The organism is Paracoccus wurundjeri, from assembly GCF_030678915.1.
GTDB lineage: Bacteria > Pseudomonadota > Alphaproteobacteria > Rhodobacterales > Rhodobacteraceae > Paracoccus > Paracoccus onubensis_A.
Window position 1 is genome coordinate 47,010 of sequence record NZ_JAUUTZ010000020.1, and the last position, 13,172, is coordinate 60,181.

Below are 13,172 nucleotides of genomic sequence, written 5' to 3' on the forward strand. Positions count from 1 at the left end.
GCGCCGGAAAAGCTGTCAGCAGAGATCAGCCGATGAAAAAGCCCCGCCGAAGCGGGGCTATCAGGTTGTGCGAGAATGCGCTTCAAAAGCTGCCATTTCGAGCAGCGAATATATTCGAGCCTGAGAATATAGTCTCAGTACCGGTGGAGATTTCTGGCTCTGGCTGTTGGGGTTTCTGTGCCGAGGCAAGCCTATCGTTGAGTTCATTGGCTTCGGCGGTAAGTTCTGCGATTTCTTTTCGCAGACGCGCTATATCTTCGCGCTTAACGGCCATTCTGATTTTCACTTGACGAAGACGATTTCTATCTCTTTGGATCGTCATGCTTTGAATTCCTTGCCTGATTAGCGATGGGATCGAGTGACTACAAAAGACGATAACGGTCAAATAACGCTTATGCGCACCGGTGATAATCCGCTCAATCATCGAGTGGCACTTCAATCTATGGGCACGGATCACGCATTCAATCATGAGGGCGGATACCCGATACAGCATGCGGCAGCGGCATCCGCCGCAGTAAAGGGTTATCAGCATCCTGCCGGTTGGACAGTGATAGATGCTACGGCCCCGGAAGAAGCTCAAGAAGCCGGCCAGATACAACAGGCGTCTATACCGAAAGCGCTACCGTATCGAGCGCCTTCGGCCGGCTGAAAGACTGGCGCGGCATCACGACACGATACAAACGATGTGGCGACATCTTCCTCAACGCCATCATCCTCGCCGCAATCATGATCTTCTGGATCTGAAGTTTATTGGGATGGACCCTAGTTCCCGCTAAGCCGGAGCTGGTTGAGATAAACGAATGAGTGTGTGATGCTCATCTGCCGCCGCCTTACCTGACGCCACCAATATGGCAGAACCGGGCACGCATTCAGGGCGCGCCCGAACGCTGTAATGCCTCCGCCAACCGAACGCGCCCGGTACGGCCCATCCTGTCATCGCCTATGAATTGCGAGGGCGGAAAAGGGGGGGATGCGGGGCGATATATGGCGGTGGAAAGCGGAGTTCCGCGACAATGCAGGGTTGTCTGGGAAAAAATTTGACTCCGTGCTCCTAGCAAGAGAGGCTTTAATCACTCAATTCCAAAAATTGGGTATTATGTAAATGAATCAACAAGAGGTATGAACCAATGCTTGGCGGACTTCTTTCACCTGTAGGTGGAATTCTCGGCTCCCTCTTCGGCGGTGTCTCGTCAGTTTATGATGGTGCTCAGGACGTTGTTGAAGGACTGGTTCCCGGATCGATGGACGGTAAGACGTTAACAGGAAATCTTTTGAATGACGGTGGTGTGGGTGGCGATTTGCTCACTAACCTTAGTGAAGTTGATGTGACGGGTGCCATTTCCGACACCTATGCCAATCTGATTGGCCCAGGTGGCGCTGTGAATGATTTGGCAAATGGCGGTGGACTCGGCATCGAGGGATTGCTGGGGAACACACTTGGTCTGGCAGACGGCATCCTGGGCAGCGCTGATGGCCTGACCGATGATCTGCCGATCGCGGATGGTTCACTCCTTTAAGACCTTCTAGATGAGTGTTTCGCTTGGATAATTAAAAGGCCCGGGCGGGATTTGTGCCCGGGCCTTCTTCGTTGTAGACACAATTACGACAGCAGGCATCTGCACTTGATCCTCTTGCTTGCGAATGACCCCGGGCAGCGATAAATGACCGCACGCATCATATCGAATCATGATGCTGAGATGCGCGGGGGAGGTTTCAAGCATTGATCCCCCGCCATCTGCAGTCCTGGTTACTGCGCGCCCGCCTTCTATAGGACCCTGCTAAGCGCATCTACCTTCGATAAGCGTCCTTCGCCTGAGATCACACGTGACCAGCCCCGAAGGCGCTCGACCAACGCTCATACCTTCGCCACCGGGATGTTGTGCGAGACAGGAAACCTAAGCTGGTGAGCCGTCTCATTGGGCAGGTCACAAGGTCGAAACAACTGTGCGCTATGCACAGGTTCTGGATGATGATATGGCGAATGCGTTGGAAGGATTCAGCGGTTTCAGAAATGGCAAGCCCCGAACCATTATCCGAAGAAATACAAAATAGCCTGATTTTCACGCGAAAATTTGGAACGCCAAAAGCTTGCGACAAGGGTTCGTTCCCCTTCATCCGCTTTCGGATTTCCTGGAACTGTTTGCATGACTTTCAATCGTTTCCGGTCGCCTGCCACCTGCGGTGCTGCTCAGAGCCCCGGGGTATTTGAGTGAAAAAAGAGGCGAAGGGAATGCGATCGGGCGCGACGGGGAATCAAGCCGCAATGCAGGGGAGATAACAGTAATGACTTTCGAAGCGGTCAGCCTGTCGGGTCGGTATGCCGAACTTATTCCTCTGGAGCATCAGCACCATGACGCTTTGGTAGATGCGGTGAAGGATGGTCAGCTCTGGCGCCTGTGGTACACCAATATTCCCGATCCTGAGGCCATGGCGGCAGAGATCGATCGTCGCCTGACGCTTCAGAAGGCGGGTACGATGCTGCCGTTTACGGTTATCGAGCGGGCGACAGGACAGGTGGCAGGAATGACCACCTATATGAATATCGATGCCAAAACGCCGCGCCTGGAAATCGGATCCACCTGGTACGCAAGCCGCGTCCAGCGGACTCCATTGAACACGGAAGCGAAACTTCTGCTGCTGTCGCATGCTTTCGATGTGCTGGGCTGTATTGCGGTGGAGTTTCGGACGCATTTCATGAATCACCAAAGCCGCCGCGCCATCGAACGGCTAGGCGCAAAACTCGACGGCATTCTGCGGCAACATATGCGGTTGGGTGATGGCACCCTTCGCGACACCTGCGTATATAGTATCATCGCCTCGGAATGGCCGACTGTGCGGGCCGCGTTGAACTGGAATCTCGAAAAAACACGCTGATTTCAGGGATTTCCTGCGTCATGCATATCTTGCCGAAATAATATTTCCTTTGCTGGGCATGCTTTGACCGGGCCTGCGCAATGTCCCGGTCTGGCAGGCGCTTTTACTGCCGCGGGATTCGATCATAAGCAAGAATCGACTGATGGCGGTTGCTTTCGGTGCCCTGGCGCATAAGTTGAAGCCATCGTCTCGGTCCCCCAGTTTATCTGCCGCAAGGGTGGATAACCAAAGCGCAGCTTGGCCGTGGGATTGCGAGACGGCGCGGGCTTTGGAAGGCAACCCGACCACAGGGTTTGTTCTGGTGCCATTGGGCCTGATCGGTACATGGCATGCCGTTCCCCTTCCTTTGCCAGATGGCCCATGCGGTCAAGACGCATCGTGAGCCCGTGTTCGAGATCTGCGTTCCCGGCATGCTATCGCCGGATCGTGGAAGCAGGAACTTTAACAAGAAGGATATTATCATGAACGTCGTGCACCCAGCGAAGCGATTCACGGGGCAGGACAGCTACCCGACGCGCCTGCCCGATAAAGAGCGAATCATTGCAAGGCAGGATCCCGTCATCTGGTCCGCGTGGTCGGAAGATGCTCCGATCAGTCTTGAAGAGACCCGGCACTATGAAGAGAAAGGCTATCTGGTCCGCCGCGATATCTTCACAGCAGAGGAAATCCGCAAGCTGATCGACGCTTCGGCCAATATTCGTGCCGACGCCTCGGATATTCGTTCCGAGGATTTGGTTACCGAACCCGGTACGAATGCTGTCCGGACGGTCTTTCGCCTGGACGATCACAGCCGGATATTCGCGCGGCTGGCCCGCGATGCCCGGCTGGCGGATATCGCACGCTTTCTTCTGGGCGATGAGGTCTATCTGCATCAGAGCCGCCTGAATTACAAACCCGGCTTCACGGGCAAGGAGTTCTACTGGCATTCGGATTTCGAGACATGGCATGCCGAGGATGGGATGCCGCGAATGCGGGCCGTATCGGCATCGGTCCTGCTGACAGACAATTCGCAGTTGAACGGCCCGTTGATGCTGATCCCGGGATCGCACCGCAAATTCATCGCCTGCGCGGGGGAAACGCCACAGGACAATCACAAGTCCAGCCTGATGAGACAGGAGATCGGCGTGCCCTCGACCGGATTGCTGGAAAAGATGGCCGATGAGGCGGGTCTGGATGCTGCGACCGGGCTGGCCGGGACGGTCATCTTTTTCGAATGCAATACGATGCATGCCTCGAACGGGAATGTGACCCCGTTCCCGCGCTCGAATGCGTTTTTTGTTTATAATGCCGTGTCGAACGCCGTCGATGCGCCATTCGCGGCATCGCAACCGCGCCCGGATTTCCTGGCCAATCGCGGAGTTGCCAAGGCGCTGGATATCGTGACCGGCAGCTTTGCCTGAACAATGACAAGCCTGCGATGCGCTTTCCCGCGCGTGCGGGACTGGGCTCGATCTGGGCACGGTTCAGCTGATCAAGTATCTTATCGGACGGGTTTCCAGCCTATCCGCTGCCAGGCGGATAGGCATTTCACCTGCTCTCCCGCATTGGGCGGGATCTGAAGGGAAAGCCATTCTCCGATCTTGGCGAACGGGTTGCGTGATGTTGCATTTCTGCCAATGGATTACGGATTGCCACAGATATTCCGGCACCCGAAGTCTTTCCGGTTGCGTTAACCCGTTCATTGGCGTGCTGGTCGTGGAAACCGGATATGTTTCGGTTATCATCAGACCGAATGCGCGTATCAATTCTACCCGGAGGCTGTGCGATGAACGCAATGACGCACCCCTATGCAGGCGATGGCAGCCATGTCGAAAGCTATTACGCCGCCTCGGCCAATCCATCCCCGCCTCGGCCCGAACTGACCGGCGGCAATGAGATCGATATCTGCGTTATTGGTGCTGGTTACAGCGGCTTGTCCACGGGACTTCATCTTGTCGAAAAGGGCTATAAGGTCGCCATTATCGAAGGCGCGCGGGTCGGCTGGGGGGCGTCGGGACGCAATGGTGGCCAGATCGTCAACGGGCTGAATGCCAGCCTGCAGACCATCCGGAAACGCTACGGGCAGGACACCGCGGCCTTTGTCGCCGGACTGGTGCAGGAAGGCGGCGAGATCATCCGCGAGCGGGTCAGGACATATGGCATAGATTGCGATCTGAAGGATCTGAATATCTTTGCCGGCCTGACAAGCGCTCATATGCGGGAACTGGAAGACAGGATGAAGCTGTGGGCCAGCTATGGAATCCGCAACCAGCAGATGCTGGACAAGGATCAGCTGCGTGAACATGTGAATTCCGATCTCTATGAGGGCGGATTGATCGATTATACCGGCGGGCATATGCATCCGCTCAATCTCGCATTGGGGGAAGCGGCGGCATTCGAGAAGCTCGGCGGCACCATCTTCGAGATGTCACCCGCGATTCATGTCGATACGCAGGCGGTCAGACCGGTGATCACGACACCTAAAGGGGTGATGACCTGTAATACTCTGGTGCTGTGCGGCAATGCCTATCTTGGCCATGTCGTGCCGACACTGACATCGCGGATCATGCCGGTTTCGACGCAGGTCATGGCGACCGAGCCGCTTGGCGGTGATCGCGCCCATTCGCTGATCCCGCAGGATGCCTGTGTCGAGGATATCCGTTATATCCTTGATTATTATCGCCTCTCGGGCGACAAGCGTCTGCTTTTCGGGGGCGGGACGGTCTACGGCGGCTCTGATCCCCGCGATATTCAGGTGAAGCTGCGGCCGAATATGCTGAAAGTCTTTCCGCAACTGAAAGATGTCAGGATCGATTACGCCTGGAGTGGAAATTTCGCGTTGTCCTTCAGCCGCGTTCCACAAATGGGGCGGATCGGCGATAGCATATATTTCGCGCATGGCTATTCCGGGCATGGCGTCACCGGATCGCATACATTCGGGCGCATCCTGTCCGAGGCCATTGACGGCGATCGCAGCCGCTTCGATGTGTTCGCCAAGGTGCCCTGGTACCCGTTCCCCGGCGGGCGCATGTTCCGCGTTCCCTATTCGGTGGTCGGATCGTGGTGGTATGCATTGCGTGACAGGCTGGGAATCTGACATTCCACCAATAGCTGTCATTCGCGCGAACGGGTCGCGCATCAACAGGAGCAGAAAGCATGCCGGATAAGGGTGATCAGGCGTTTCGGCGCAAGGATACGACCAGGGGGCGCTGGCACGAGATGACATATGGCGGCGCGCTGAGTTTCCTGCGCCGCAATTACAGCCGTGATCTTTCCGGTGTCGATGTCGCCGTGACCGGAGTGCCCTATGACAATGCCGTCACCTTCCGGCCCGGTTGCCGGTTGGGACCGCAAGCCATCAGGGCAGCCTCGGTTCAACTGGCCGAGTTGAAGGCGTTTCCCTATGGTTTCGATCCGTTCGAAACCCTGTCAGTGGTGGATTACGGCGATGCGCATCTTGATCCGCATCACCCGGAAACGGTCATTCCGGATATCGAGGCACATGCGGATCATATCCTGCAGGCGGGTGCGCGGATGCTGACGCTGGGCGGGGATCACTCGATTGCCTATCCGCTTCTTCGGGCGCATGCGAAGAAACACGGGCCGGTAGCCCTGCTTCAGTTCGATGCCCATTGCGACACATGGGAGGATGACGGGAAGCAATATGATCATGGCACAATGTTCCTGCGTGCCGCGCGCGAGGGCATCATCGATACGGGGAAATCCACGCAGGTAGGTTTGCGGACCTTCAATGACGCGGATTTCGGCTTCGAGATCCTGACAAGCCCGTGGATACATCGCAATGGTATCGACGCCGCCGTCAAGGTGGCGCGGGAACGCGCCGGAGATGCCCCGGTTTATATCTCGTTTGACGTGGACGGCATGGATCCGGCATTCGCACCCGGAACGGGAACGCCGGTGCCCGGAGGGCTTGCTTCGTGGCAGGCGCTTGAATTCATTCGCGGGCTGGACGGTTTGAATCTGGTGGGCATGGACGTGGTTGAAGTCTCACCGCCCTTTGATCATTCCGAAATCACTGCGATTGCCGCTGCGACCGTGGCGCATGACTGGCTCTGCCTTCTGGCCAAAGCGAAGGGTGCCGCGGTCGTGGAGACGGGCAGGATCTGAGGCGCGAACAGTTCAGCTATATCCCCACGCGGAACCAAGGACCGCAGGCCCGCCGCGCAACGCCCGGCCGCCGCACCGGACGGGCACTGTACGGCTCTGACGGGCTGCAATGACCGTCGGTGTCTCATGTGAAGCCCGAAACACTTCAAGGCCGAGATAATCTCATATCCCCGAATCCATGCTTTCGGGGTGAAACAGGGGCAATTGTTTCCAGATGCCCCTGCCTCTGTTGATTTCAGTCTAGCCGGGTGACGAAACGCGTATCCAGATAGGCTTCGATCGCGTCCGAGCCGCCCTCGGTTCCGATCCCCGAATCGCCGATTCCGCCGAATGGCACCTCGGGCAGGGCAAGCCCGATATGGTTCATCGTCAGCATGCCTGCCCGAACCTCTTGCTCCAGACGATGCGCGGTGGCGGCAGAGGAGGTGAAGGCATAAGAGGCAAGGCCGAAGGGCAGGCGGTTCGCCTCGGCCAGCGCGGCATCGACCGTATCGAACCGGTTGATGACGGCGACCGGGCCAAATGGCTCTTCGTTCATGATCGCGGCACTGGTGGGAACATCGGCCAGCACCGTCGGCTCGAAGAACCAGCCCTGATTGCCGATCCGCTTGCCGCCGGTCGTCATGCGGGCGCCTTTGGAGATGGCGTCCTCGATCATCCGTTGCAGCGCCGGGATGCGGCGTTCATTCGCCAGCGGCCCCATCTCGGTTTCCGGATCCGAGCCGGCACCGACCTTGATCGCTTTAGCGGCTTCGGTGAAGCCGTCGACGAAACGATCGGCAACGCCGTCCTGTACAAGAAAGCGGGTGGGCGATACGCAGACCTGCCCGGCATTGCGAAATTTCGTCGCAGCCATTGTCGAGATCGCCCTGTCGATATCGGCATCCTCGAAAATCAGCACCGGCGCGTGACCGCCCAGCTCCATCGTGGCTTTTTTCATATGGGCGCCGGCCAGCGAGGCAAGCTGTTTGCCCACCGGGGTCGAACCGGTAAACGATATCTTGCGAATGATCGGATGCGGGATGAGATATCCCGAGATCTCGGCCGGATCGCCATAAACCAGATTGACCACGCCATCCGGAACGCCCGCATCGGCAAAGCAGCGGATCAGTTCGGCCGGAGAGGCCGGGGTTTCCTCGGGAGCCTTGACGATGATCGAACAACCGGCGGCCAGCGCGGCGGAAAGTTTGCGCACGACCTGATTGATCGGGAAATTCCATGGCGTGAAGGCGGCGACCGGACCCACGGGCTGTTTGATGGTGATCTGGGTGACGCCACCCTGCCGGGCGGGGATCACCTGCCCATAGGTGCGGCGCGCTTCTTCCGCGAACCAGTCGATCGTATCCGCGCCACCAAGAACCTCGAGTCTGGATTGACCAAGCGGCTTGCCCTGTTCGGCGGTCATGATCGCGGCGATTGCATCGCTGCGCTCGCGCAGCAACTCGGCGGCGCGGCGCATCAGCTTGTAGCGGTCGAACGCGCCGGTTCCCGCCCAGCCCGGAAACGCGCCCGCAGCCGCCTCGAGCGCGGCATCGAGATCCGGGATACCGGCATGGGCGACACGGCCGATCTCTTCTTCCGTCGCCGGGTCGAGAACCGGGATCGTCCGGCCGTCCTGCGCTGCACGCCAGGTGCCTCCGATGAAAAGCTGAGTGTCGGGATAAGTCATGTAATGTCCTTTCAGGTGGGGCGGCATGAAATCTACACTGTCCGGTCGTTCCTAGCGGCATGGATTCCTGCACCGGTCATGCGGGCGTAGTCGGATCATATCGGAGCGAAGATCGCAAGGCAGGATCCGCGAGATGTGAGACTGCCAAGGCATCGTGATTGTGCAGGTGATCGGTATTGGCAGCGAACCCTTTCTGATCGGATCAGCTTGGCATATCATTTATTCAGGCATGACAAGAGGACACGGTATATGACCGATCACGTGTGTCTGCACGGCTATCGATACAGCGTATATAACCGGATCGCCCGCCTCACATTGCTTCGGAAGCGGGTTTCTCATGATCTGGTTGAGGTTGATCCGTTCTCTGAATTGCCTGTGGATTATATGGCGCTGCATCCGTTTGGACGCGTGCCGGTTCTGATCCATAACGGATTTGCAATTTACGAGACGGCAGCGATTACCCGCTATATTGACAGGGCATTCCCGGGTGACGCGCTGCAACCGGAAGCCCCGAAGATATTGACGCGGATGGATCAGGTCATTTCCGTCATTGACAACTACTGTTACTGGCCAATGGTCAGGCAGGTATTTTCACACCGGATTTTCCGTCCAATCACCGGCGAGCCCGCTTGCCGGAATGAGATTGCGCAGGGAATGAAAAGTTCAGGGCGGGCCCTTGCCGCGTTGGAACGCATCGCGCTGGAAGGGCATGTTCTGAACGGAAAGAGCATGACGCTTGCTGATCTTCATCTTGCGCCGATGATTGACTATTTCACCCGTGCCGAAGAGGGGCGGGAGGCGCTATCTGACTTTCCAGGGCTGAGTAACTGGTGGAAAGAGATTTCCGTGATCCCGGAATTGTCGGAGTCCGAGCCGGACCTTTCCGCGCTTCTTTCAGGTTAGATGGTGGCTTAGCCCTATATCGCCCAACTTTGATCTTCCACGCAGTCGCGTGCCATATGATCCGCGCCGGTTTTGTCCTTCTGGCAATTGCACTGGCCGGGCGGCTTGCGATACTGTTCCCGCATGCGCTCCAAATCTCCCCGATTCATTCATCTTCGCACCCATTCCGAGCATTCGCTGCTTGAAGGCGCGATTCCCGTCGGCAAGCTTCCGGCGCTGGCCGCCGATGCCGGTATGCCGGCCGTAGCGCTGACCGATACCGATGCCATGTTCGCTGCGCTTGAATTCAGCGTGAAGGCAATGGACAAGGGGGTTCAGCCGATCATCGGCTGCCAGATCACGTTGCAGGCGGATGAGACGGGTCCGGTTGTTCTTCTGGCGCAGAATCATCCGGGCTGGCTGAATCTCATGGCGCTGTCGTCATGTCTTTATCTGCGCGAAGGCAATGCCCGGGCACATGTTACGCTGGACGAGCTATGCGAACGCAGCGAAGGGCTGATCTGTCTGACCGGCGGGGCAACGGGACCTTTGGGCAAGCTGATTGCGCTGGGGCAGGGCGACAAGGCCGCGGCGCTGGCTGATCGTCTGGCCGGTGCATTCCCGACTCGGCTTTATGTTGAATTGCAACGCCATCCCGGTGAGAATGGCGGTCTGATGGAGGCCGAGGCAGCATCGGAGGCGGGGCTGATCTCGCTGGCCTATGCCAAGGAATTGCCGCTGGTCGCGACAAATGACGTCTATTTCCCCAAGCCGGGCATGTACGAGGCCCATGACGCGCTGATCTGTATCGCCGAAAAGGCCTATGTCGATCAGTCGCAGCCGCGCCGTCGCCTGACGCCACAGCATTACTTCAAATCGCCCGAGGAAATGGCCGTACTATTCGCGGATCTTCCCGAAGCGATTGAAAACACGGTCGAGATCGCACGCCGCTGCGCCTTTGCGGTCGCCAGACACAAGCCGATTCTACCGCGCTTCGCCGATGACGAGGTCGAGGAATTGCGCCGTCAGGCCCGTGCGGGACTGGAGGCGCGGCTGAAGGTGATACCGCATGCCGTCTCGGTCGAGGATTATCACGAGCGGCTGGAATTCGAACTGGGCATCATCGAACAGATGGGTTTCCCCGGATATTTCCTGATCGTGGCCGATTTCATCAAATGGGCCAAGGATCATGATATTCCCGTCGGCCCGGGACGGGGATCGGGCGCAGGTTCGCTGGTGGCCTATGCCTTGACGATCACCGATCTGGATCCGCTGCGTTACAATCTGCTGTTCGAGCGGTTTCTGAATCCCGAACGTGTCTCGATGCCGGATTTCGACATCGATTTCTGCATGGATCGCCGCGAAGAGGTGATTCATTACGTACAAGGGAAATATGGTCGCGAGAAGGTGGGCCAGATCATCACCTTCGGCGCCCTGCTGTCCAAGGCAGCGGTGCGTGATGTGGGGCGGGTGCTGCAACTGCCCTATGGACAGGTGGACCGGCTGTCGAAGCTGATCCCGGTCGAAGGGGTCAAGCCCGTCAGCGTCACCAAGGCCCGTGCGGAAGAACCCCGCCTGCGCGAGGCTGCCCGTGAAGAGGTCGTCGCGCGTCTTCTGGATTATGCCGAACAGATAGAGGGGCTTTACCGCAATGCCTCGACCCACGCCGCGGGGGTGGTGATCGGTGACCGGCCGCTGGATCGGCTGGTGCCGCTTTATCGCGATCCGGGCTCGGATATGCCCGCTACCCAGTTCAATATGAAATGGGTCGAGCAGGCTGGGCTGGTGAAATTCGACTTTCTGGGTCTTAAGACCCTGACCGTCATTCAGAATGCGGTCGATCTCATTAATGGCGATCCGGTCAATGGCAGCGGGCGGCCTTTGCATGTCGGCGCGGATGGCGCGCAGCTTTACGATCCGCCTGCCGGGGCGGAAAATCAGATGAACCTGATCCCGCTGGACGACAAGCGGACCTATGATCTGTTCGCGAGCGCGCGCACCGTCGCCGTGTTCCAGGTGGAAAGCAGCGGCATGATGGATGCCCTGCGGCGGATGCGCCCAACCTGTATCGAGGATATCGTGGCTCTTGTGGCGCTTTATCGTCCCGGCCCGATGGAGAATATTCCCACTTATTGCGAAGTGAAGAACGGCCAGCGCGAGCTTCAGTCGATCCATCCGCTGATCGATCACATCCTTGAAGAGACGCAGGGCATTATCGTCTATCAGGAACAGGTGATGCAGATTGCGCAGGTCATGGCGGGCTACAGCCTTGGCGGTGCCGACCTGCTGCGCCGCGCCATGGGCAAGAAGATCGCCGCCGAGATGGCGAAAGAGCGGCCCAAATTCATCAAGGGCTCGATCGCCAATGGCGTGGATGAAAAGAAGGCAGGAGAAGTTTTTGACCTGCTTGAAAAATTCGCCAATTACGGCTTTAACAAATCGCATGCCGCCGCCTATGCGGTGGTCAGCTATCAGACCGCGTGGCTGAAGGCCAATCACCCGGTCGAGTTCATGGCGGCGGTGATGAACTGCGACAGCCATCTGACCGACAAGCTGGCCGTCTACAAGCGCGAATGCGATCGTATGGGGATCGAGATCGTGCCGCCCTGCGTGAACCGCTCTGCGCCGCTGTTCACCGTGAAGGAGGGGCGGATTCATTATGCGCTTGGGGCGCTCAAAGGTGTGGGTGTCGATGCGATGCGGCTGATCGAAGAGGGGCGGGAGGACCGGCCTTTTACTGATCTGCATGATTTCGCGCGTCGCGTCGATATGCGCCGGGTGGGCAAGCGCCCGCTTGAAATGCTTGTGCGGGCCGGGGCATTCGATGTCCTGGACGAGAATCGGGCGCGCGTTCTGAAATCGCTGGATGGGCTGGTCGCGTGGTCTGCCGCCGTGCAGGAACAGGCGGCCTCGGCTCAATCCTCGTTATTTGGCGGGGGCGAGGATCTTCCGCCTCCACGCCCGCCTGTCGCGCAGATCTGGCTGCCCGCCGAAAAACTTGGGGAAGAACATCGCGCCGTGGGTTTTTACCTTTCAGGCCATCCGCTGGACGATTACCTGCCCGCGCTTCGCCGCAAAAAGGTGCAGACTCTGGCCGAAATCGTGGCCGATTCCGAAGGCGGCCCGCTGGTCACGCAAATTGCCGGTACGGTCGCGGCGCGGCAGGAACGGAAATCCGCCAAGGGAACGCAATATGCCTTTGTCACCCTGTCCGATCCGACCGGGCTTTACGAGGTGACGGTGTTTTCCGATCTGCTGAACGCTGCCCGCGACCGGTTGGAGCCGGGAGAGAATGTCGTCCTGCAAGTCAAGGTCGAGCCCTCGGGCGAGCAGGTGAAGATGCTGGCCAATGCGGTCACATCGCTTGAGGATGCGGTTGCCGATGCCGGGGCGGGCTCGTTGGCGGTTGAGTTGCAGGGAGAGGACACGGTGCCGCGTCTGGTCGAGATTCTGGGCCGGATCAGGACCGAGATCACCGCCCCTATGCGCAGCCGTGGCCCGATATTGCTGCGCCTGCGCGAGGGTGACGACCTGATCGAGATCGAGGTGACGAATGACGCGCCGCTGACGACGCCGGTCCGGCAGGCATTGCGCGCGGTGCCGGGCGTTCTGGACGTGACCGAGCAATAGGGCCGCGATC

The 13,172-nt window shown here is 58.4% G+C and carries 9 protein-coding genes and 1 pseudogene; 8 read left to right on the plus strand and 2 right to left on the minus strand.

What is annotated here, in order from left to right:
• Positions 1-82: 82 nt before the first annotated feature.
• Positions 83-322 carry a hypothetical protein gene (locus Q0601_RS17785; RefSeq protein ID WP_305291234.1) on the minus strand — a complete coding sequence of 80 codons (240 nt, stop codon included), beginning with the start codon at positions 320-322 and terminating at the stop codon, positions 83-85.
• Between the two features lie 241 nt (positions 323-563).
• Here Q0601_RS17785 and Q0601_RS17790 point away from each other — a divergent pair.
• The 6 genes and pseudogenes from Q0601_RS17790 to speB form a co-directional block, all read left to right on the plus strand.
• Positions 564-744: pseudogene (locus Q0601_RS17790) on the plus strand (transposase); the annotation flags it as partial.
• Between the two features lie 383 nt (positions 745-1,127).
• Positions 1,128-1,517, plus strand: coding sequence for a hypothetical protein (locus Q0601_RS17795; protein ID WP_305291235.1), 390 nt, complete (start codon positions 1,128-1,130; stop codon positions 1,515-1,517).
• Between the two features lie 766 nt (positions 1,518-2,283).
• On the plus strand, positions 2,284-2,874 hold the full coding sequence (locus Q0601_RS17800; RefSeq protein ID WP_305291236.1) for a GNAT family N-acetyltransferase: 591 nt from the start codon (positions 2,284-2,286) through the stop codon (positions 2,872-2,874).
• A 461-nt stretch (positions 2,875-3,335) separates the two neighbouring features.
• Positions 3,336-4,274, plus strand: a complete 939-nt coding sequence (thpD, locus tag Q0601_RS17805) for an ectoine hydroxylase (RefSeq protein ID WP_305291237.1) — start codon at positions 3,336-3,338, stop codon at positions 4,272-4,274.
• Between the two features lie 365 nt (positions 4,275-4,639).
• A complete protein-coding gene (locus Q0601_RS17810) occupies positions 4,640-5,950 on the plus strand; it encodes an NAD(P)/FAD-dependent oxidoreductase (RefSeq protein WP_305291238.1) in 1,311 nt (436 codons plus the stop codon).
• A 59-nt stretch (positions 5,951-6,009) separates the two neighbouring features.
• Positions 6,010-6,981 carry an agmatinase gene (speB, locus tag Q0601_RS17815; RefSeq protein WP_305291239.1) on the plus strand — a complete coding sequence of 324 codons (972 nt, stop codon included), beginning with the start codon at positions 6,010-6,012 and terminating at the stop codon, positions 6,979-6,981.
• A gap of 235 nt (positions 6,982-7,216) precedes the next feature.
• On the opposite strand, the gene Q0601_RS17820 is transcribed toward speB, so the two are convergent.
• Positions 7,217-8,650, minus strand: coding sequence for an NAD-dependent succinate-semialdehyde dehydrogenase (locus Q0601_RS17820; protein ID WP_305291240.1), 1,434 nt, complete (start codon positions 8,648-8,650; stop codon positions 7,217-7,219).
• 249 nt (positions 8,651-8,899) lie between these two features.
• Between Q0601_RS17820 and Q0601_RS17825 the strand changes: the two genes are divergently transcribed.
• Both Q0601_RS17825 and dnaE read left to right on the plus strand, forming a co-directional pair.
• Positions 8,900-9,553, plus strand: coding sequence for a glutathione S-transferase family protein (locus Q0601_RS17825; protein WP_305291241.1), 654 nt, complete (start codon positions 8,900-8,902; stop codon positions 9,551-9,553).
• A gap of 123 nt (positions 9,554-9,676) precedes the next feature.
• Positions 9,677-13,162: a DNA polymerase III subunit alpha gene (dnaE, locus tag Q0601_RS17830; RefSeq protein WP_305291242.1), complete on the plus strand. Its 3,486-nt coding sequence runs from the start codon at positions 9,677-9,679 to the stop codon at positions 13,160-13,162.
• Positions 13,163-13,172: the final 10 nt, after the last annotated feature.

What these genes read in the sequence shown, in the direction of transcription:
- Q0601_RS17785 (WP_305291234.1), bottom strand. Translation starts at nt 322, where the DNA reads ATGACGATCCAAAGAGATAGAAATCGTCTTCGTCAAGTGAAAATCAGA.
- Q0601_RS17795 (WP_305291235.1), top strand. Translation starts at nt 1,128, where the DNA reads ATGCTTGGCGGACTTCTTTCACCTGTAGGTGGAATTCTCGGCTCCCTC.
- Q0601_RS17800 (WP_305291236.1), top strand. Translation starts at nt 2,284, where the DNA reads ATGACTTTCGAAGCGGTCAGCCTGTCGGGTCGGTATGCCGAACTTATT.
- thpD (WP_305291237.1), top strand. Translation starts at nt 3,336, where the DNA reads ATGAACGTCGTGCACCCAGCGAAGCGATTCACGGGGCAGGACAGCTAC.
- Q0601_RS17810 (WP_305291238.1), top strand. Translation starts at nt 4,640, where the DNA reads ATGAACGCAATGACGCACCCCTATGCAGGCGATGGCAGCCATGTCGAA.
- speB (WP_305291239.1), top strand. Translation starts at nt 6,010, where the DNA reads ATGCCGGATAAGGGTGATCAGGCGTTTCGGCGCAAGGATACGACCAGG.
- Q0601_RS17820 (WP_305291240.1), bottom strand. Translation starts at nt 8,650, where the DNA reads ATGACTTATCCCGACACTCAGCTTTTCATCGGAGGCACCTGGCGTGCA.
- Q0601_RS17825 (WP_305291241.1), top strand. Translation starts at nt 8,900, where the DNA reads ATGACCGATCACGTGTGTCTGCACGGCTATCGATACAGCGTATATAAC.
- dnaE (WP_305291242.1), top strand. Translation starts at nt 9,677, where the DNA reads ATGCGCTCCAAATCTCCCCGATTCATTCATCTTCGCACCCATTCCGAG.